The organism is Vibrio mangrovi, from assembly GCF_024346955.1.
Classification (GTDB): Bacteria; Pseudomonadota; Gammaproteobacteria; order Enterobacterales; family Vibrionaceae; genus Vibrio; species Vibrio mangrovi.
Genome location: NZ_AP024883.1, coordinates 1,080,167 through 1,101,110 on the forward strand (window position 1 = coordinate 1,080,167; position 20,944 = coordinate 1,101,110).

Sequence of the window (20,944 nt, forward strand, 5' to 3'; positions counted from 1 at the left end):
CGACCTTGGCAGAGTCAGACGGACAAGAACGCACCGAAGAAGCCACACCCCGAAGGCGGGAGCAGGCGAAAGAGAAAGGTCAGGTTGCCCGCTCAAAGGAACTGGCCTCGGTGTCGGTGCTGGTGGTCGGTGCTATTGCGTTGATGTGGTTTGGTGAATCCTTAGCAAAAGCGCTGTATCTGTCGATGGGAAGATTGTTTACCCTGAGCCGGGAAGAAGTGTTCGACCTGACCAAATTGTTTGATATCTTGTCCGGTACGCTGGTTTCTCTGATTCTGCCACTGGTTCTGATTCTGGTGACGCTGTTTGTTGCTGCTTTGATTGGAGCAACCGGCGTAGGTGGTATTTCCTTTTCTGCTGAAGCTGCCCGCCCCAAAATGTCAAAGCTGAACCCATTAAGTGGACTGAAGCGGATGTTTGGCCTGCAAAGCTGGGTTGAACTGCTGAAATCTATTCTGAAAGTGTCTCTGGTTGCCGGGGTAGCATTCTCTTTAATCGACAGTCAGAAACTGGATTTATTCCAGCTAAGTCTGGATGTTTTTCCACAAAATATATATCACGCACTTCAGATTCTGCTCAATTTTGTCCTGTTGATTAGCTGTTCTTTGCTGATCGTTGTGGCGATAGATATTCCCTTCCAGATTTGGCAACACGCCAACCAGTTGAAAATGACCAAGCAGGAAGTGAAAGACGAATACAAAGATACGGAAGGTAAACCTGAAGTTAAAGGCCGGATCAGGATGCTGCAAAGGGAAGCAGCACAGAGACGGATGATGGCTGATGTTCCTCAGGCCGATGTGATTGTGACCAACCCGGAACATTTTTCTGTAGCACTGCGGTACAAGCAAAATACCGACAAAGCACCAGTAGTTGTGGCAAAAGGGATTGATCATCTTGCACTCAAAATCCGGGAAGTTGCCAGAGAGCATGATATTGAGATTGTTCCCGCACCACCATTGGCCCGAGCCCTTTATCATACCACTGAGCTGGAGCAGGAAATTCCGGATGGCTTGTTCATCGCCGTTGCTCAGGTACTGGCTTATGTTTTCCAGTTACGCCAGTACCGGCGGCGTGGTGGTAAACGGCCAAAGCTGAACGAAGAGGCGATGACCATTCCAACCGATATGAACTATTAGGGCTGTTGAACGTTTCCTGGTGTTTTTTGCACTGTGTTACCCTGAATCTTTTATTTCTCCGGGATGGAAAGCAGAATCAGCAGCGCTCCATCTCCGCCAAATTCCAGTGGTGCCTGATGGAATGCCATCACATCAGGATGCTGAGCCAGCCACAAAGGCACTTTCTGTTTCAGAATATGTTTACCGATACCATGCTGAACACAGGCACAGTGGATGCCTTCTTTGATGCAGTACGCAATCATGGCTCCAAGTTCTCTTTTCGCCTCTTTCTGAGTCATTCCATGCATGTCCAGAAATACGTCCGGAACATACACGCCCCGGCGCAGACGTTTGACTTCATATTTGGAAACATCACTGCGGGCGTAGCGTGTTGGCCCTTCCTGCTCGAGGTGAGGGACAAACTCATCGGAAAAATAAAATTCGTTATCATTTGCGTCATGAATGTTTCGGCGTGCTAAATTTTGTTTGGTATTTCTGTTTGGTTGCCGGACTATGGTATCCTGACGCAACTTTTTTACGCCCTGTACTGCATCTTTGAATAAGGTTGAGTCATCATCCTGATATGGGTCGTGGTCACTCATGCGCTGTTCATATGTTCGTTTAATTCGGATAAGCAGTATTGTAGCGCTTTTTGGAGGCAATTTTGGATAAGATTTTTGTCGATGAAGCGGTATCTGAGCTTCATACGCTTCAGGATATGGTTCGCTGGACAGTCAGTCGCTTCAATGCGGCTGGATTATTTTACGGTCATGGAACCGATAATGCCTGGGATGAAGCGGTTCAGTTGATTTTACCCACACTATATCTGCCGATTGATGTGCCTTCACATGTATTGAGTTCTCGTCTGACAATGAGTGAGAGAACAGATATTGTCGAACGGGTGATTCAGCGCATTAAAGAACGTAAACCTGTCGCCTATCTGACCAATAAAGCCTGGTTCTGTGGACTGGAGTTTTTTGTCGATGAGCGGGTATTGGTACCTCGTTCTCCAATCGGGGAGCTGATTGAGAATCAGTTTCAGCCCTGGTTGAGTGAAAGCCCGACCAGAATCATGGATCTCTGTACCGGCAGTGGCTGTATTGCAATCGCATGTGCGCATGTATTTCCGGATGCAGAAGTTGATGCGGTTGATATTTCCGCCGATGCTTTGGCTGTTGCTGAAATCAATATTCAGGACCACGGGCTGGAACAGCAGGTTTTTCCGATGCGTTCAGACCTCTTCCGGGATTTACCGAAAGAAAAGTATGAGCTAATCGTTTCTAATCCTCCTTACGTGGATCAGGAAGATATGGACTCATTGCCACGAGAATTTGAGCATGAACCTGAGTTAGGTCTGGCAGCCGGTGTTGATGGTCTGGAACTGGTACGCAGAATTCTTGCCAATGCACCGGACTATCTGACTGAGCAGGGAATTCTAATCTGTGAAGTTGGTAATTCAATGGTACATATGATGGAGCAGTATCCGGAAATTCCGTTTACCTGGCTGGAGTTTGCCAATGGCGGGCATGGGGTCTTTATGCTGACCCGGCAACAATTGCTTGAATGTGCGGATCAGTTTGCCGATTATCTGGATTAACACCGGAGAAAGCGTCTGGGAGGAGTCAGTGCCACCGATTGGGCTTTACATCAAATCAGAATCAAGCGACTATGAGGCCACTCAACGCTAACACGGTATCTCAGCCTCATACTGCCGTCTGATCTAAAAATGGTTTGGTCTGGTTTGGGGCTCGCCATCAAGTAGATGGTTAACCAGAAAATAGTTATACCATTCAGAGCATATCTTTATCTGGGTTGGTATTAGCTGATAAATTGATAACAGAAAAATTTATAGACAGGAAAGTGCATGGCAGGAAATAGTATCGGGCAACATTTTCGTGTAACGACATTTGGAGAAAGTCACGGTCTTGCTCTGGGATGTATCGTTGACGGATGCCCTCCGGGACTTGAGCTGACCGAAGCCGATTTACAGGGTGATCTTGACAGACGTCGCCCGGGAACTTCGCGTTACACCACGCAAAGACGTGAGCCGGACGAAGTCAAAATTTTGTCTGGGGTGTTTGAGGGAAAAACAACCGGAACCTCAATTGGACTATTGATCGAGAATACGGATCAACGTTCTAAAGATTATTCAGATATCAAAGATAAATTCCGTCCGGGACACGCTGATTATACTTATCATCAGAAGTACGGAATTCGGGATTATCGCGGCGGTGGCCGTTCTTCTGCCCGTGAAACTGCAATGCGGGTAGCTGCCGGAGCTGTGGCCAAAAAATACCTCCGTCAGGAATTCGGGATTGAAATTCGTGCTTATCTTGCGCAAATGGGAGATATCTCAATAGAGAAAGTCGATTGGGCTGAAATCGAAAATAATGCTTTTTTCTGTCCTGATGTCGACAAAGTCGAACAGTTTGATGCACTGATCCGTGATCTGAAAAAACAAGGCGATTCTATCGGAGCGAAGATTCAGGTGGTTGCTACTCAGGTTCCTGTCGGGTTGGGAGAGCCTGTTTTTGACCGTTTGGATGCCGATATTGCCCATGCATTGATGAGTATCAACGCGGTAAAAGGCGTTGAAATCGGAGATGGTTTTGCTGTCGTACAGCAAAAGGGAAGTCAGCATCGGGATACGTTGTCTCCTGATGGTTTTGGCAGTAATCATGCCGGTGGTGTGCTGGGCGGTATTTCAACCGGGCAGGATATTGTCGCCAATATTGCGTTGAAACCAACCTCAAGTATTACAGTTCCCGGAGATACCATCACCAAAGCAGGAGAAAAGACGCAACTGATTACTAAAGGGCGTCATGATCCGTGTGTCGGTATTCGTGCTGTTCCGATCGCGGAAGCGATGCTGGCGATTGTATTGATGGATCATTTGCTACGTCACCGTGGCCAGAATCAGAATGTGACGACGGAAACGCCGAAGATTTAATTTCTGAAGTCGCCTCGGTATGTCGTTCAGTGAACGAATCTGAAATGCCCTCACCGGAGGGCATTTTTTATGGAGAGACTTTACCTCCGCCGGGAAAAACAGGAGAATGCACTCCGTTGTAAAAGCGTATCAAGTGAACCATGGATCATCAGTATCAGGACTTAATCAACATTTTTAACTGTACCTTTTCCGGACGTTATAATACCCGTCTGGTCTCCGGCGATGATGAACCCATTTATCTGCCGGCTGGTGGCCCGGTTTCTTACCACCGGATTATTTTTGCCCACGGTTTTTATGCCTCGGCCCTGCATGAGATTGCTCACTGGTGTGTTGCCGGCCCTGAACGTCGTTTGCTGGAAGATTTTGGTTACTGGTATGAACCTGACGGGCGGACCCGTGAAGTTCAGGCTGCTTTTGAGCTGGTTGAAGTTCGTCCTCAGGCATATGAGTGGATTCTCTCGGTCAGCGCCGGTTTTCCTTTTTCTGTCAGTTGTGACAATCTGAATGGGGATTTTGAGCCGGATCGGTTGCAATTCATGGAGAAAGTTCATCGTGAGGTGATGCAGATCCTCAGAGAGGGACTGCCCGAACGGGTTGGGCTTCTCGCAGAGGAACTGCGGATTTTTTATCAGACTGAGCCGCTGTCTCCGGCGTTATTTGTTGTGAAGTAATACCATTGACAAAGTATCTATTCGGATTAACGCGCCCTAGGGTGGCAATGAAGAGTGTAAAATGATTATTGAATTTGAAGAAAAAATGCTGGCACTGATCGATGATGGCATTGAGCAGGCCTCTGACGATGAATTGTTTGCTGGTGGTTATCTACGGGGGCACATTTCTCTTGCTGCGGCAGCATGTGAAGATGAAGGGATTGCCGATTTAGCTGAACTGAAAGCCCGTATTGATGCCAGTCTGGAAAATGCACGCTCCGAACTGACGCCCTCGGATCGGCTGATTGTTCAACAACTCTGGGAAAAACTCCAGTCCCAGACGGTTTAAACCTCGCCCTAAGAGTAGTTCTAATTATTTGAATGTATCTATATAAATTTTGTGGTTGTTGTCACACTGATGAAGACTTATGCTGATTTCATCATATAGAGATGTCGAGGTAATGACTGTGAAAATTATTGCGTTTGGTGCGAGTACAAGTTCAACTTCAATCAATAAAGCATTGGCAACTTATGCGGCGAATCTGGCAGATAATGTCGAAGTTCAGATATTAGATATAAATGATTATACAGTGCCGATTTTTAGCGAAGATCTGGAAAAAGATATCGGCCATGCAGAAGGTGCAAAAGCTTTTCTGGATGATCTGGCACAGGCTGATGCATATGTCATTTCTTACGCTGAACACAATGGCCACTATCCGGCGGCTTATAAAAATCTGTTTGACTGGGTGAGCCGGATTGATCGGGATATCTTTAAGAGTAAACCTGCCGTTTATCTGGCAACGTCTCCCGGTGCAGGTGGTGCTCAGTCGGTATTGGCGGCGGCAACAGCTTCGGCCGGTTTCTTTGGCGGTAATGTAAAAGCATCGATTTCCGTTCCCAGCTTTTATGATAACTTCGATATGGAAACCGGTAAGGTAACCAACGCGACGATTGCGACTGAAATTCAGGAAGCTGTAGCCACACTACTGGCGTAATTTTATCTCTGCGAAAGCTCGGAATAAACCACCCGGAATGTACGTTCCGGGTGGTTTTGTCTATTGAGAGGACGGGTTATGTTTCTGAGACTGATTTGCCTTTCCGCAGTTTCCTGACCCACATCCGGCAGGGATGCAGTCGTTCCAGTAAGTCAACCGGTAATGGGAGCGGATCGCCACACATCATTGAGGCAAGTAGCTCTGCCAGTAACGGTGCGGAACTGAGTCCTCGTGAGCCGAGCCCTAACAGACCGTAGAGATGTGGGAAGTGGTGAATTGTTTGTGCCGACTGTGCTGTTTGTGAGGCCAGTGACTGATACTGGGTTTTGATTGTTTGCAAGTCTCCCAGATTACCGGCGAAAGGCAGGTGATCACGACTGACACAGCGAATTCCCTGTCTTGACTGATTCTGAGAGACGTCCACATCTTCCGGCCAGTTTTGATCAGGAATACAGGTTTGCAGTTTTTCCCGGTTCTGAATCTGAGCGGTTGGATCAAAGCGGGTATCAATATGCTGCCGGTCGTAGCTGGCTCCGATACAGTGGTGCTGGTTACCCGGATTGACCGGTGTCATATAACCATCATAACAGAGCACGGTTTTGAGTTGTTCCAGCGTGTCGGTGGTTGGGATATGGCTGACCTGACCTTTCACTTTTGCCAGTGGCAGCGTCTGGCTGGGAAGGAGCTGATCATATTGATGTCCATTGGCAATCACGACGCACTGATGTCTGAATATCTGCTCCGAACTGTGCAATTGCCAGACTTGCTTCTGTTCATCCCAGTTGAGTGAGTCAATCGGGGTCCGGAAATGGGGCTGTAACTGTCCGGATGACTGTAGTGTTGAGAGGATTTGTTCGGTTAACTGAGCCGGACAGAGCCAGCCTCCGAGTGGATAGTAAAGGCTTTCTGATGTGACCGGCAGGCCAATTGTTTCTGAAGTTTGTTGTGCATCAAGACCTGTAACGAGTGTTGCCGGAAAGTGATTTGTAGCGATGGGCTTTAATTTTTTCTGTGCCTGTTCATTCCACATGAGTTGAGTTACGCCACACCACTGGTGATCAAAACGAAGTCCGTCATTCGCCATCTGCTCAACAAATTGTCGGGCATATAAAAAACTGGCAGCAAAGAAACGGGATAAAGGGTCATGCTGTGCATTCAGCAGCGGATAAATTGCTCCCTGGCGGTTGCCGGAAGCTCCCTGAGCCGCTTTTTCATCCTGACAGTACAGAGTTACCCGGATTCCCCGTCTGCTTAATGCTTTTGCCAGTGTAGCACTGGCAATACCGCCACCGATGATGGCGACATCTGACAAATCAGGCACAGCGTGACAGGCATACCACGGCAGCATATTAGTGAACCCGGTCGGTGTTTCCATGGCTCCGGCCAGCATTTCCCGTTTCGTACCGAATCCTTTCACTTTCTGCATGGAAAAACCGGCTTCGATTAACCCCCGGCGTACAAATCCAGCTGCTGTAAACGTGGTGCAGGTTGCATCCGCTCTGGCCAGTTTAGCCATCTGATCAAACAGTTGCTGATTCCACATATCGGGATTTTTACTGGGAGCAAAACCGTCGAGAAACCAGGCGTCGATAAGGCCATCCCGGGAAACGGGAACCAAAGGCATGCAATCATGAATATCACCAAACCACAAATCGAGTGTGACCGCGCCGTCAGCTAAGGTTATCCGGTGACATTCCGGGACCGCCAGCGGGTAATGTCGCTGAAGTTCTCCGGCATAATCTGCCAGTTCGGGCCAGGCCTGGTGAGCTTTGATTAAATCTTCTTTACTGACAGGATATTTTTCAAAGCTGATAAAATGGAGTGACTGGAGTGGTGCTTCCGGATGCTGCTGGCGGAAGAGATCAAATGCCTGCCAGGCGGCAAGAAAATTGAGTCCGGTACCGAATCCTGTTTCTCCAATCACAAATCTTGGCTGGTTAAAGTGATTCCAGCGTTCAGGTAATTGATTTTTTTGGAGAAAAACGTATCTTGTCTCCTCAAGTCCATTCACATTCGAAAAATAGACGTCGTCAAACTCCCCGGACACGGGTGTACCGGATTCGTTCCAGTCCAGTTTGGCATTGATAATTTTAGTCATAGTGGTTTTGTCTTAATATATGAATGTGGGGGAATTGTACGAATTTCTTGGAAAGCTGACCACTTCCATAGGCTTTGTCAGCTATCATCGTATGCGAAATTTCAATGAATAGGGATCTTATATGAAACGAGTTGTAATAACCGGTATGGGTATTGTTTCCAGTATCGGTAACAATGTCGAAGAAGTTCTGGCATCTCTGAAAGCTGGAAAGTCAGGTATTACAGCGTCTGAGCAATTCAAAGAGAAAGGTCTGCGCTCTCAGGTATGGGGTAATCTAAAGATCAATCCGGCAGAGCATATCGATCGCAAACAAATGCGGTTTATGGGTGATGCTGCTGCTTATGCCTATCTGTCGATGGAACAGGCCATTGCCGATGCCGGATTAACTCCGGAAATGGTTTCAAATGACCGTACCGGAATTGTTGCCGGTTCTGGTGGCGCATCGGCTCTGAACCAATCTCTTGCAATCGATACTCTGCGTGAAAAAGGTGTCAAACGTGTTGGACCTTATATGGTGACACGGACCATGTCATCTACTGTTTCTGCGTGTCTGGCTACGCCATTTAAGATTCGGGGTGTTAATTACAGTATGAGCTCGGCATGTTCAACATCAGCACACTGTATTGGTCATGCAGCAGAGCTGATCCAGCTTGGTAAGCAAGATATTGTTTTTGCCGGCGGCGGTGAAGAACTGGATTGGACGATGACCATGATGTTTGATGCGATGGGAGCACTATCGACTAAATATAATGATTCTCCGGATCTGGCTTCCCGCACATATGATGCGGACCGTGATGGATTCATCATTTCCGGCGGCGGCGGTATGGTTGTTGTTGAAGAACTGGAGCATGCTCTGGCTCGTGGTGCGACCATCTACGGTGAGATTGTCGGCTATGGTGCGACTTCTGACGGCTATGATATGGTTGCTCCTTCCGGCGAAGGTGCGGTGCGGTGTATGAAAATGGCGATGCAGAATGTTGATCAGGTCGATTACATCAACACTCATGGTACATCAACACCTGTCGGAGATGTGAAAGAACTGAATGCGATTCAGGAAGTATTCGGAGGTCATAGCCCTGCGATTTCAGCAACCAAAGCGATGACAGGTCATGCTTTGGGTGCTGCCGGGGTACATGAGGCGATCTATTCACTACTGATGTTGCATCATAACTTTGTTGCCCCAAGTGTTAACATCGAGAATCTGGACGAAGCTGCACAAGGACTGGATATCGTAACAGAGACCAGAGAACAGGAACTGACAACAGTGATGTCTAACAGCTTTGGTTTCGGTGGTACAAATGCAACACTACTGATGCAAAAATATCAGGGGTAATCCTGATAGCAGCACATTGTTTTTCATCTGTTTTTACGGCAGTTTGTTATGCTGTGAGTTCAAACTAATGATGTGAAGTTGTGCGGTTTGTATAAGTAATCATTCCAAATACCCGATGTTACATGACATCGGGTATTCTTGTTATATGGTTCTGGGTATATAGAACCCCGTCCCGACTTTCTGTACAATCTCTCTTTATTTTGAAAAAGATGATTTCAGGTATGAAAATCCTCATTGATGAGAATATGCCTTATGCTGAACAGCTATTCAGCCAATTAGGTGAAGTGATTCTAAAATCCGGACGTGATTTAACTGCTGATGATTTAGTGGATGTGGATGCTTTGATGATTCGCTCCGTTACGAAGGTCAATGATGCATTACTGCAAAAGGCCGATAAGCTGAAATTTGTCGGTACTGCTACTGCGGGTATGGATCATGTGGATCAGAAGCTTTTGCAGGAACGGGGAATTTTCTTTACCGCAGCGCCGGGGTGCAACAAAGTTGGTGTTGCTGAATATGTATTCAGTGTCCTGATGGTTCTTGCACAACAGCAGGGTTTTTCTGTTTTTGACAAAACTGTAGGTATTGTCGGCGCCGGTCAGGTTGGTAGTTATCTTGCTAATTGTCTGCGTGGTATCGGGCTAAAAGTACTACTCAATGATCCGCCTAAAGAAGCTGAAGGTGATTCGCGCCAGTTTACTGAACTGGAAACACTGCTGGAAACGGCAGATGTGATTACGTTGCATACACCTTTGGTAAAAGATGGCGCATGGCCAACTTACCATCTGATTGATGAACAGAGGCTGAACAACCTTCGGGCTGATCAGATATTGATCAACGCAGCACGGGGACCAATTGTTGACAATGCAGCACTGAAAAATCGTCTGCAACAGCAGGATGGTTTTACGGCAGTACTGGATGTGTTTGAGTTTGAGCCGGAAGTTGATATGACATTGTTGCCTCTGTTAGCCTTTGCTACTCCACATATTGCAGGCTACGGGCTGGAAGGCAAAGCGCGTGGGACAACCATGATTTTTAATAGTTATTGTACTTTTCTCGGCTATGATCTCTGGGCAAGCCCGAATAAACTCCTGCCTGTTGCGCCGGTCTCAGAAGTCTGTTTATCTCAGGCATGGGATGAAGCGACGTTGGTCAACCTGATTCATCTGGTTTATGACGTTCGTCGTGATGATGCGCTGTTCAGAAGAGAAATCACCAAACCGGGAGCATTCGATGCTATGCGTAAATATTACTGGGATCGCCGTGAATACGGGGCGATTAAAGTAACCGGCCATCAGGATTGTAATTTAAATCCGCTGTCAGAGTTAGGTTTTCAGATTGAGGTGACATCATGAGCCAAAAATTTAATGTCGTTATTTTAGGTGCCACCGGAGCTGTCGGTGAGACAATGATTGAAGTTCTTCAGGAGCGCCAGTTTCCTGTTGATGAGCTATTTTTGCTGGCCAGTGAGCGCAGTGAAGGGAAGACTTACCGTTTTAACGGTAAGTCGGTGCGTGTCCAGAATGTTGAAGATTTTGACTGGTCTCAGGCTCACATCGCACTCTTTTCTGCCGGAGGTTCTCTGTCAGAGCAATGGGCACCAATTGCAGCAGATGCTGGTGTCGTTGTGATTGATAATACATCACAGTTCCGTTATGACTATGATGTTCCGTTGGTTGTCCCGGAAGTTAATCCGGAAGCAATCGCAGAATTCCGTAACCGGAATATTATTGCCAATCCGAATTGTTCAACCATACAGATGTTGGTTGCGTTAAAGCCTATTCACGATGCGGTTGGTATTGACCGGATTAATGTTTCGACGTACCAGTCTGTTTCCGGAGCCGGAAAGCCCGGTGTGGATGAGTTAGCGGGACAAACAGCCAGACTGCTGAATGGTGTTCCGGCGGAACCAAGTCAGTTCAGCCAGCAAATCGCATTCAATTGTATTCCTCAGATCGATGCATTCATGGATAACGGTTATACCCGTGAAGAGATGAAGATGGTTTGGGAAACACAGAAAATCTTCAATGATGATTCGATTCAGGTGAATCCGACCTGTGTCCGGGTTCCGGTATTTTATGGTCATGCTGAAGCACTGCATGTTGAGACTCGTGCTCCGATTGATGCGGATCAGGTGACGGAATTGCTCCGGCAGGCTGAGAATATTGAAGTCTTCAGTGGCGAAGATTTTCCGACTCAGGTCAGAGATGCGGGTGGTCAGGATAAAGTTTTTGTTGGCAGGATCCGCAACGATATTAGCCATCATCAGGGAATTAATCTCTGGGTTGTTGCTGATAATGTCCGTAAAGGCGCAGCAACTAATGCGGTGCAGATTGCAGAAGTTCTGGTTCGGGATTATCTGTAATTCAAGTTCATGAACGGATAAAAAAACCACCGACTTGTCGGTGGTTTTTCTTTTTAAATCTTGCGCTTATGAACACTTGGATCTTGTTTACAGTTTCCTTCACCACATTTGCCATAAAGATAAAGGCTATGGTTGGTGAGCTGCACATTATATTGAGCCGCAATTTCTTTTTGACGTTCTTCAATCACTTCATCAGAGAATTCAATCACTTCGCCGCAATCAAGGCAGACAAGGTGATCGTGGTGATGCTGGGTTGAGAGTTCAAATACAGATTTACCACCTTCAAAATGATGGCGGGTAACGATACCGGCATCGTCAAACTGGTTAAGGACACGATAAACGGTAGCCAGACCGATCTCTTCACCGAGATCAATCAATTTTTTATACAGTTCTTCGGCACTAATGTGCTGGCACTCTGGCTGCTGCAAAACTTCGAGAATTTTTAACCGGGGAAGAGTGACCTTCAGGCCCGCATCCTTAAGCGCTTGGTTGTTATCAGACATATATTTTCCTGTTGATGATCTGCATCAGTAACAGAGTTTCATTATTTGAATTATTATAGGTTAGTCATCGCAAACAATAAACCACTAACTTTTAAAGGGTATTACTCCTTTATAGGTAGACAGCGGTATCTGCAATTCTTTCCATATATAAATGCGAGTGATAACTGTACTTTATAAGATCCATCAACAAATAAAAAGACCTGAACTGTCAAAGCTCTCCTGAAGGTCAGGTGCCTATTGAGTGATCAGATCTTTTTATCTATTAAAATCAGTCTTCTAGCTCTGAAAGACACATTTCATCGTAAATCTGATTCACCCAACGGTTCACCCGATCTTCGGTCAGCTCCGGCTGACGGTCTTCATCGATACATAAACCAACGAAATGATTCTCATCAACAAGTGCTTTTGAGGCTTCAAATTCATAGCCTTCGGTTGGCCAGTAACCAATGACGGTTGCCCCTTTACTTTCGACGATATCCCGGATAGTACCCATCGCATCACAGAAGTACTCAGCGTAGTCTTCCTGATCGCCACAGCCGAAAAGTGCAACCAGTTTGGTGGAAAAGTCGATGCCTTCCAGTTCCGGGAAAAAGTCATCCCAGTCACATTGCGCTTCACCATAGTACCAGGTTGGGATACCAAATAGCAGCAGGTCAAAATTGTCGATGTCCTCTTTACTGCTTTTTGCAATATCCTGAACATGAACCAGTTTTGTACCGAGTTGCTTTTGGATCATTTTTGCAACGGCTTCAGTATTACCTGTATCACTTCCAAAGAAGATACCTACACTTGCCATAAAATCATTACCCTATATATATTTGTCGTCTACTTATGGGATGGAATCCTGAACATTTATCTCCGCATTATCCCTATCACGATTCAACACGGTGTCACGTTATCTGGATCGGGCTCATCAGTAGGTTCGTCTTTGTATGACGGAAGTTTCCTGAGCCAGCATTGTTCTGGCTGCTCAGACATGCAGGCGCTGCTGCTCCATCCCTATGATGATTGCGCGAACTATACCATTGTTATTTGTTAAAGTTAATGCACACAACAGCCGACGGCTGATAAACACTACCCGACACTCAGTAAAAATTTACGGATGATTCTCAATACATCCTGAGGCTTTTCCGCATGGAGCCAATGTCCGGTGTTTGCAACAATATGGGCTTTTGCCTGCGGAAATTGTTCCAGAATCGGAGCCTGAGCTTCCGGGCTGATATAGTCAGAGTTGGCTCCTTTCAAAAATAGCGTAGGCATTTGTACCGCCTGAATGGGTTGCCAGTCAAGAATATGTTCGTAATTGTTGTACAGAGCTTCAACCTGAAAACGCCATGTCATTCTGTCACCATCTTTATATAAAGATTTGCCTAAAAATTGTCTGACAGATTCCATTTCAATATGCTGGGCGAGTAACTGCATTGCAGTTTCTCTGTTTGATGGGTGTTGCTCCAAAACAGAAAATAATCCGGCAAAAACGTTATCGTGGTGACGTTCACGGTATTTCAGTGGTGCAATATCCATCACAACCAATTCACGGACTAGTGCCGGCTCTGTTGCTGCCAGTTTCATGGCAACTTTTCCTCCCATGGAATGACCGATTAACGTGACTGGTGGCAGATGAAGAGACCGAAGCAGTCTGGCAACATCTTCAGCCATCAGTTCATAATTGTGCTCTGGCGATTGAAAAGAGAGCCCATGGTTTCTTAAATCGGGGCGGATGACCTGATAATCATTTTTCAAATCACGGGCCAGCAAGCCAAGGTTATCCAGGTTGCCGAACAATCCGTGTAGCAGGACAAGCGGTGGTCCATCCCCTTCAATTTTATAGTGAAGTTGTGCAGACATTTTCTCTGTTTGTATTGGGTTTATCGTGGTGTATCGTAAAAGATCTCGCTATAATCCCAAAGAGTTTAAACATAGAGATTGTGAAAAGCGAATGAAAACAATTGAGGTTGACGAGGAATTATACCGTTACATTGCAAGTCAGACATGCCATATCGGTGAAAGTGCATCGGATATCTTACGCCGGTTGTTGAATGTCGATGGTCAGGAGAGTCCGTCCCAGCCTGTTTCTCACGAGGTTCAGTCAGCAGAACTGTCTGATGAACCGGTGCAGCCTGTTCATCAGGGCATTGTCGTTAGCAAAGATGCTGGAAGAGAACCACAATTATCAGGTGTTCAGATGATTCGTGAGTTGCTGATTTCCGATGAATTTGCAGCTCAGAAAAAAGTCATAGACCGTTTTATGCTGGTGCTTTCTACCCTGTATAGTATCGATTCGGTCAGCTTCTCCGAAGCTATGCAGGTCAAAGGCCGGAAGCGGGTCTATTTTGCCGATAATGAACAGACCTTACTGGAAAGCGGCAACACGACTAAACCGAAAGCGATCCCAAATACACCTTTCTGGGTGATTACCAACAATAATACCAGCCGTAAACAGCAGATGATCGAACAGGTGATGGTTCGGATGAACTTCCCTTCAGATCTTATCGATAAAGTAACGCTTTCGATTTAAATGAAATTTTACAGCCTCATCACATCCGATGGGGCTTTTTTTCTTATATCTGAGACACCGTTCTTTGAAATACTGTGATTTTAGATAACTGTTATTTTGAAACCAAGGATGTCATATGGCTATTCACCCTAGAGCAGGACAACAAGCACAACACGAAGATTTGCAAAATATCCCGGTTCTTGTATCTGATTATTACCGTCTTAAACCCAATGCTGCCGAAAAGGCGCATAAAGTAGAGTTTGGAACTTCAGGTCACCGGGGAACTTCCGGTAAGTCTTCATTCAATGAAAATCATATTCTGGCAATTACTCAGGCAATTGCGGAAGTCAGGCACCAGTCAGGTATAAATGGTCCTGTTTTTGTCGGGAAGGACACGCATGCCCTGTCCGAGTCCGCATTTTCAAGTGTTGTTGAGGTTCTGATAGCCAATGGCGTTCAGGTGATTGCTCAGGCTGATAATGGTTATACGCCGACACCGGGGGTTTCCCACGCAATTCTGACTTATAACCGTGAACATGAACAAAAAGCGGACGGAATAGTTATTACTCCGTCTCATAATCCGCCACAGGATGGCGGGATAAAATATAACCCACCTCATGGTGGTCCGGCTGAAGGTGCTGTAACTCAGGCGATTGAAGATCGGGCCAATGAGATCATTGCTACAGAGATGGCAGCTGTTAAACAGATGCCGTTACAGGAAGCGATGGCATCTGAGCTCTATGTTGAACGGGATTTAGTGACACCGTATGTTGATGATCTGATCAATGTGATTGATATTCCCGCAATTCAGAAGGCAAGCCTGAAAATTGGTGTGGATCCACTAGGCGGAAGCGGTATCGAGTACTGGCGGAAAATTGCGGTGACCTACGGACTGAATCTGCATCTGGTTAATGAGGCGGTTGATCCGACTTTTCAGTTTATGTCTCTGGATAAGGATGGTGTGATCCGGATGGATTGCTCATCTCCGTATGCTATGGCGGGATTACTGGCCCTGAAAGATGAGTATGACCTTGCATTCGGCAATGACCCTGATTATGACCGTCATGGCATTGTGACACCGAAAGGGTTGATGAATCCGAATCACTTTCTTGCTGTCTGTATTGATTATTTATATCGCCATCGTGAGTGGAAAGCAGATGTTGCGGTCGGCAAGACACTGGTTTCCAGTGCGTTGATCGATCGGGTTGTTGCCGATCTTGGCCGGGAGCTGTGTGAAGTTCCGGTTGGCTTTAAGTGGTTCGTTGATGGGCTGCTTTCCGGACAGTTTGGCTTTGGTGGAGAAGAAAGTGCAGGTGCATCTTTCCTGAGATTCGATGGAACGCCATGGGCGACAGATAAAGATGGCATAATTCTTTGCTTGCTGGCTGCTGAGATCACGGCAGTGACCGGGAAAAATCCCCAGCAGTATTATGAAGAGCTGGCCGCAAAGCATGGTGAATCAAAATACAGCCGTCTTCAGGCAGTTGCAACTGGTCCGCAGAAAGATGTACTGAAAAAACTGTCTCCGGAAATGGTTTCTGCTCAGACTCTGGCCGGAGATCCGATTACGGCAAGGCTGACCCATGCACCGGGAAATGGTGCAGCTATCGGTGGACTAAAAGTGACGACGGAATTTGGCTGGTTTGCAGCACGTCCATCCGGAACTGAAGATATTTATAAGATTTACTGTGAGAGTTTTAAAGGTGAAGAACACCTCAAACAGATCGAATCGGAAGCTCAGGATATCGTTAATCAAGTTTTTGCCGATGCAGGTGTCTAGTTTTAATCTGTATTTATATCAATAAGATACAAGGGAGTGCTTCGGCACTCCCTTTGTTTTTCCCGAAATCAAACCTTCCTCAGAAAAATGCAATTTATTTATGAGTCTTTGTTCATATTTGCTGCACTGCATTATATTCTCATCGGTGATGAGCAAATTATGCTCAGTTATATAGGTAAAAAAATAAAGTCTGTTGTATATACACCAATAGAGGATAACTAAATGAAACGTATCAAATGGCTAGGAATATTGTTAGCAGCACTGTTTGTTTCAAACGCATACAGTGCAAACTGGTCGAGTTGCGACCGGTGGGGAACTTATAACAATAACGGCTACACGCTATATAACAATATCTGGGGACAGGGAGCCGGAACTCAATGCATGTGGGTGAACTCTTATAACAACTGGGGCGTCTGGGCACAGCATCCGAATACCGGAGGAATCAAATCTTATCCGAATGTATCTTTTGAGCAAAATATCCGGGTCAGCCGGCTGAATACCTGCCGCAGTACCTTCCAGATTGATGTTCCATCGTCCGGTGCTTACTCTGCCGACTATGATCTCTGGTATGACAACCACAGTTACGAAGTGATGTTATGGATGAATTATCGTGGTGACGTTGCGCCGATTTCTTATAACTATGATGCCTATGGACGCCCGGTTGCAGCATACACCAATGTTCGTCTTGGCGGACATACATGGAATGTTTATCGTGGCAGTAACAATGTTAATGAAGTTTTCTCTTTTGTGCGTACCAGTAACACTCGTTCAGGCACCGTTGATATTGCTGCAATTTCAAAATGGATTCGTTCAAGAGGCTGGTTTGGCGATGCAAATCTGCACCAGATTCAGTTTGGGTTTGAAATAACATCTTCTGCTAATGGTGAAGATTTCCGGGTAGGTAACTATTCATTATCTTGTTATTAAGAATTTCTGTTATTCAGAATTCTAGTTATTAAAAAACAGTTATCAGAACGGTTAAACCATACTGACCAGGTTTTGGTCAGTATGGTTATCTCTGTTCTATAAAATGAACTGATTATTCAGGATCATGGCAGACTGCTTCTACATTGTTTCCGTCCGGATCCAGAGTAAAAGCACCATAGTAGTGTTCATGGTACATCGGTCTCAGTCCCGGCTTGCCATTATCCTGACCGCCATTCTCCATTGCTCCGGCATAAAACTGATCGACAAGCTTGCGTGAAGACGCTGAGAAGGCGATATGGCGTGGTGTGAATTGTTCTTTGGTTTCGATGATCCAGAAAGCTGGCTTACCTTCCGGACCGAATGCACACATACGTTGTTGTGGAAATGCTTCGTTCCACTCTGCGACAAATTCCATTTGCATACTGTAACCGAGAGGAGCAAAGGCTCCGGCATAAAACGCTTTGGTTGCTTCGTAGTCGGTTGCGTAGGTACTCAGATGATCAAACATATTGTTCTCCTTTTGTTGTTTGTGTCCGTTTGTTTCATTCGTTATGAAATCCAATGAACAAAGTATAAGCCGGTTTTCATCGCTGTATGGGATCCTGAGAAAATATGAGAGGTTTATTCCGGCCAGTTATCCGGAACGATAAACCAGAACACGCCGTTTTCAGACTGACAATGAACGGCCCGTCCAGAGCCAGACTCGTAACGAAGGTTTGTTTCTGTTCGCCCAGTCATCCACTGATGCCTTTCAAGCGAATATAGCGGTTCATTGATCTGATGGAACTGAGAATGATAGCACCAGCGCCCCTGAATCTGCGTTTGATTCAGGAGATGGCCCAGACAATCCCGGGGAATGGGCTCGTCAGCATAAGGATTGATGTACAGCCGGCCCTGCATCAACAGGTGGTGGGATGTTACCTGCCATTGCGGATATTGTTGTAACACGGTGGGGTGAGCAGACAATGGCAACTGATGAGTGAGCATATGTCTGAGCTTTATATCCAGACGGTCTTTCGCATTTGGGCCGAACCAGTAGCCGTGATGGAGAAGATAGAATTTTACTGCAACTTCCCAGTGTTCCTGTTGTGATGTCTGCTGATTTTTGGCAATAAAATCGATGGCACCCAGAGTTTTTCCGTTGTCGGTAATCTGCACTTCTTCTGCGGTTAAGGTATACATTGGGCTAGATGTAAACAGGGCTGAACAGATCGATTGATAGAGCAGCCCCAGTCGTTGGTTCGGATTTTCTGACAATGAGACATCAGAGGTTACGCTGAAAGGTGCATGGGATTCAATCGGCGGATCTGCCAGAAATAATCCGGGGGAATTACTAACCCATTGGGCAATTGAAGTTAAATCCATGATGAATGCCTCTTGAAGTCTGTCAGGTGTCATTGTAGCCTGCCCGGATGTCATATCAAAAGCGGGAAGAACCATGAATAACTTCGAGCTCGAAGCATTACTCCACGAGAAACTGCGTCCCGATTTAATTCAGGATTACAGCCCTAACGGATTGCAAATTGAAGGCAAGTCAGAAATCAGAAAAGTTGTGACTGGTGTTACTGCCTCTCAGGCTCTGATTGAAAAAGCAATTGCGCTGCAAGCCGATGCGATTTTAGTCCATCACGGCTATTTCTGGAAACGGGAACCTGAGCCGATCCGGGGAATGAAAGGGAAGCGGATCCGGACTTTAATTCAGCATGACATCAACCTGTATGCTTACCACTTACCGCTGGATATTCACCCTGAACTTGGAAATAACGCCTGTCTGGCCCGGCTATTAGGTATTGACGTGACCGGAGGGCTGGAAGGGCATGAGCAGTCGGTGGCAATGTATGGTTCTTTCAGAGAGCCGGTCAGTAGTACTGATTTGAGTCAGAGAATTGCAGCTGTATTGCAACGTGCACCGCTTCATATTCCTTCAGGTGAAGAACAACTGATATCCACGGTTGGCTGGTGTACCGGTGGCGGGCAGGATTTTATTGATCTGGCTGCGGCGAAAGGGCTGGATGCTTTTATTTCTGGTGAAATTTCTGAAAGAACAACTTACAGTGCCAGAGAACAAGGGATTCACTATTTTTCAGCTGGTCATCATGCGACTGAACGTTATGGTGTGAAAGCTTTAGGGGAATGGCTGGCTCAGACTCAGGATCTTGAGGTTGAGTTTGTCGATATTGACAATCCGGTTTAAAAAAAACGTTCTAAGGCTCAAAAGGGCGGGTTGATCACTCAACCCGCCCTTTGATTTATGCAAACATCTGGATTTTATTATTCACGTTCGTGTAGTGGGGAAAAATCACGAAGTTTATGTCCGGTATAAAGCTGACGAGGACGACCGATACGACTTTCAGGATCACTGTGCATTTCATTCCAGTGAGCAATCCAGCCGATTGTCCGTGACATCGCGAAAATAACCGTGAACATTGAGATTGGAATACCAATCGCTTTCAGAATGATACCTGAATAGAAGTCGACATTTGGGTAAAGTTTCTTATCGACAAAATAGTCATCAGACAAGGCAATTCTTTCCAGTTCCATCGCGACATCCAGTAGCGGATCGTCGATATTCAGTTCTTTCAATACTTCATGGCAGGATTCACGCATAACAGTTGCACGTGGATCGTAGTTTTTATAAACCCGGTGACCAAAGCCCATCAGACGGAATGGATCGTCTTTGTCTTTTGCCCGAGCTACGAATTCCGGAATTCGATCGACACTACCGATTTCTTCAAGCATTCGCAGACATGCTTCGTTTGCACCGCCATGAGCTGGTCCCCATAGTGATGCGATACCTGCAGCAATACATGCAAACGGGTTTGCACCAGAAGAACCAGCCAGACGAACAGTTGATGTCGAAGCATTCTGTTCGTGATCAGCATGCAGGGTGAAAATTTTATCCATTGCCCGTGCGACTATCGGGTTTACTTCATACTCTTCACATGGTGTTGCGAACATCATATGAAGGAAGTTTTCCGCATAACCTAAATCGTTACGGGGATAAATGAATGGTTGACCGACAGAGTATTTATAACACATTGATGCCAATGTCGGCATTTTAGAGAGAAGGCGATATGCAGCGATCTCCCGGTGGCTGTCGTTGTTGATATCCAGAGAATCATGATAGAACGCAGCAAGTGCACCAACAACACCAACCATAATTGCCATAGGGTGAGCATCTCGGCGGAAACCGTGAAAAAAGCTGGCGATCTGCTCGTGAACCATCGTATGGCGCGAAATTGTAGTTTTAAATTCTGAGTATTGCTTCCTGTTTGGGGCTTCACCATAAAGAAGAATATAACAGACTTCCAGATAGTCTGCGTTATTCGCTAATTGATCGATAGGGTAACCGCGATGGAGCAGAACTCCTTTGTTACCGTCGATATAGGTGATTTGAGATTCACAAGATGCAGTGGCAAGAAAACCGGGGTCGTAAGTGAAATAGCCATTTGCTCCCAGTTGTCGAACATCAATTACCTCAGGTCCCATAGAACCGTTGATAATTGGCAGTTCGATTGGCGCTTTTCCTTCAACATGAAGGGTCGCTTTCTTATCTGCCATAACAATCTCCTTTGTTTATTATTTAATCCGTCCAGGATGTTTGCGAAGGAATTTTTAACTCTGGAATCTATTAAAGTCAATTTTTCTCCTGCGATGTGTGCACTCAATTGCGTTTTTTGCACGAATTAAGTTAAAAATATGTTCTATGTAGCAAAAATTGTTACGTCAAT

General features: G+C 46.0%; 21 protein-coding genes. 13 read left to right on the top strand and 8 right to left on the bottom strand.

Annotation, left to right across the window (positions count from 1 at the left end):
* Positions 1-5: 5 nt before the first annotated feature.
* Positions 6-1,136: a flagellar biosynthesis protein FlhB gene (gene flhB, locus OCU74_RS04925; RefSeq protein ID WP_087480516.1), complete on the top strand. Its 1,131-nt coding sequence runs from the start codon at positions 6-8 to the stop codon at positions 1,134-1,136.
* Positions 1,137-1,186: 50 nt separating this feature from the next.
* Here flhB and smrB read toward each other — a convergent pair whose 3' ends face one another.
* Positions 1,187-1,717 carry an endonuclease SmrB gene (gene smrB, locus OCU74_RS04930; RefSeq protein ID WP_087480517.1) on the bottom strand — a complete coding sequence of 177 codons (531 nt, stop codon included), beginning with the start codon at positions 1,715-1,717 and terminating at the stop codon, positions 1,187-1,189.
* Between the two features lie 62 nt (positions 1,718-1,779).
* Here smrB and prmB point away from each other — a divergent pair, with 62 nt between their 5' ends.
* The 5 genes from prmB (at position 1,780) to OCU74_RS04955 (ending at position 5,710) form a co-directional block, all read left to right on the top strand.
* The gene (prmB, locus tag OCU74_RS04935; protein WP_087480518.1) at positions 1,780-2,712 is read left to right on the top strand and encodes a 50S ribosomal protein L3 N(5)-glutamine methyltransferase; all 933 of its coding nucleotides are present in this window, start codon (positions 1,780-1,782) and stop codon (positions 2,710-2,712) included.
* A 267-nt stretch (positions 2,713-2,979) separates the two neighbouring features.
* Positions 2,980-4,065: a chorismate synthase gene (aroC, locus tag OCU74_RS04940; protein WP_087480519.1), complete on the top strand. Its 1,086-nt coding sequence runs from the start codon at positions 2,980-2,982 to the stop codon at positions 4,063-4,065.
* 140 nt (positions 4,066-4,205) lie between these two features.
* Positions 4,206-4,736, top strand: a complete 531-nt coding sequence (locus OCU74_RS04945; RefSeq protein WP_087480520.1) for an elongation factor P hydroxylase — start codon at positions 4,206-4,208, stop codon at positions 4,734-4,736.
* A 61-nt stretch (positions 4,737-4,797) separates the two neighbouring features.
* The gene (locus OCU74_RS04950; RefSeq protein ID WP_087480521.1) at positions 4,798-5,064 is read left to right on the top strand and encodes a YfcL family protein; all 267 of its coding nucleotides are present in this window, start codon (positions 4,798-4,800) and stop codon (positions 5,062-5,064) included.
* A 118-nt stretch (positions 5,065-5,182) separates the two neighbouring features.
* Positions 5,183-5,710 carry an NADPH-dependent FMN reductase gene (locus OCU74_RS04955; protein ID WP_087480743.1) on the top strand — a complete coding sequence of 176 codons (528 nt, stop codon included), beginning with the start codon at positions 5,183-5,185 and terminating at the stop codon, positions 5,708-5,710.
* A 76-nt stretch (positions 5,711-5,786) separates the two neighbouring features.
* Here OCU74_RS04955 and mnmC read toward each other — a convergent pair whose 3' ends face one another.
* Complete coding sequence (gene mnmC / locus OCU74_RS04960; protein ID WP_087480522.1) at positions 5,787-7,808, bottom strand: bifunctional tRNA (5-methylaminomethyl-2-thiouridine)(34)-methyltransferase MnmD/FAD-dependent 5-carboxymethylaminomethyl-2-thiouridine(34) oxidoreductase MnmC; 2,022 nt, start codon at positions 7,806-7,808, stop codon at positions 5,787-5,789.
* Between the two features lie 121 nt (positions 7,809-7,929).
* Between mnmC and fabB the strand changes: the two genes are divergently transcribed.
* The 3 genes from fabB (at position 7,930) to OCU74_RS04975 (ending at position 11,506) form a co-directional block, all read left to right on the top strand.
* Positions 7,930-9,141, top strand: a complete 1,212-nt coding sequence (fabB, locus tag OCU74_RS04965; protein ID WP_087480523.1) for a beta-ketoacyl-ACP synthase I — start codon at positions 7,930-7,932, stop codon at positions 9,139-9,141.
* 221 nt (positions 9,142-9,362) lie between these two features.
* Entirely contained in the window at positions 9,363-10,496 is a 1,134-nt protein-coding gene (locus OCU74_RS04970; RefSeq protein ID WP_087480744.1) for a 4-phosphoerythronate dehydrogenase, read from the top strand.
* Positions 10,493-11,506 carry an aspartate-semialdehyde dehydrogenase gene (locus OCU74_RS04975; protein ID WP_087480524.1) on the top strand — a complete coding sequence of 338 codons (1,014 nt, stop codon included), beginning with the start codon at positions 10,493-10,495 and terminating at the stop codon, positions 11,504-11,506. Before OCU74_RS04970 ends, OCU74_RS04975 begins: the two co-directional genes overlap by 4 nt.
* A gap of 53 nt (positions 11,507-11,559) precedes the next feature.
* Here the strand turns inward: OCU74_RS04975 and fcrX are convergent, their stop codons facing one another.
* From fcrX to OCU74_RS04990, 3 genes are all read right to left on the bottom strand, one after another.
* A complete protein-coding gene (fcrX, locus tag OCU74_RS04980) occupies positions 11,560-12,009 on the bottom strand; it encodes a ferric iron uptake transcriptional regulator FcrX (RefSeq protein ID WP_087480525.1) in 450 nt (149 codons plus the stop codon).
* A 268-nt stretch (positions 12,010-12,277) separates the two neighbouring features.
* Positions 12,278-12,805 carry a flavodoxin FldA gene (gene fldA / locus OCU74_RS04985; protein ID WP_087480526.1) on the bottom strand — a complete coding sequence of 176 codons (528 nt, stop codon included), beginning with the start codon at positions 12,803-12,805 and terminating at the stop codon, positions 12,278-12,280.
* Positions 12,806-13,083: 278 nt separating this feature from the next.
* On the bottom strand, positions 13,084-13,857 hold the full coding sequence (locus tag OCU74_RS04990) for an alpha/beta fold hydrolase (protein WP_087480527.1): 774 nt from the start codon (positions 13,855-13,857) through the stop codon (positions 13,084-13,086).
* Positions 13,858-13,948: 91 nt separating this feature from the next.
* Between OCU74_RS04990 and seqA the strand changes: the two genes are divergently transcribed.
* From seqA to OCU74_RS05005, 3 genes are all read left to right on the top strand, one after another.
* Entirely contained in the window at positions 13,949-14,527 is a 579-nt protein-coding gene (gene seqA, locus OCU74_RS04995) for a replication initiation negative regulator SeqA (RefSeq protein ID WP_087480528.1), read from the top strand.
* 115 nt (positions 14,528-14,642) lie between these two features.
* Positions 14,643-16,286 (top strand): phosphoglucomutase (alpha-D-glucose-1,6-bisphosphate-dependent), encoded by a 1,644-nt coding sequence (pgm, locus tag OCU74_RS05000; RefSeq protein WP_087480529.1) that lies wholly within the window; start codon positions 14,643-14,645, stop codon positions 16,284-16,286.
* A gap of 222 nt (positions 16,287-16,508) precedes the next feature.
* A complete protein-coding gene (locus OCU74_RS05005; RefSeq protein WP_087480530.1) occupies positions 16,509-17,213 on the top strand; it encodes a GH12 family glycosyl hydrolase domain-containing protein in 705 nt (234 codons plus the stop codon).
* Between the two features lie 112 nt (positions 17,214-17,325).
* Here the strand turns inward: OCU74_RS05005 and OCU74_RS05010 are convergent, their stop codons facing one another.
* Together OCU74_RS05010 and OCU74_RS05015 are read right to left on the bottom strand one after the other, a co-directional pair.
* The gene (locus tag OCU74_RS05010; protein WP_087480531.1) at positions 17,326-17,721 is read right to left on the bottom strand and encodes a VOC family protein; all 396 of its coding nucleotides are present in this window, start codon (positions 17,719-17,721) and stop codon (positions 17,326-17,328) included.
* A 113-nt stretch (positions 17,722-17,834) separates the two neighbouring features.
* Positions 17,835-18,578, bottom strand: coding sequence for a DUF1853 family protein (locus OCU74_RS05015; protein ID WP_087480745.1), 744 nt, complete (start codon positions 18,576-18,578; stop codon positions 17,835-17,837).
* 73 nt (positions 18,579-18,651) lie between these two features.
* Here OCU74_RS05015 and OCU74_RS05020 point away from each other — a divergent pair, with 73 nt between their 5' ends.
* Positions 18,652-19,407 carry a Nif3-like dinuclear metal center hexameric protein gene (locus OCU74_RS05020; RefSeq protein WP_087480532.1) on the top strand — a complete coding sequence of 252 codons (756 nt, stop codon included), beginning with the start codon at positions 18,652-18,654 and terminating at the stop codon, positions 19,405-19,407.
* A gap of 77 nt (positions 19,408-19,484) precedes the next feature.
* Here OCU74_RS05020 and OCU74_RS05025 read toward each other — a convergent pair whose 3' ends face one another.
* On the bottom strand, positions 19,485-20,774 hold the full coding sequence (locus OCU74_RS05025; RefSeq protein ID WP_087480533.1) for a citrate synthase: 1,290 nt from the start codon (positions 20,772-20,774) through the stop codon (positions 19,485-19,487).
* Positions 20,775-20,944: the final 170 nt, after the last annotated feature.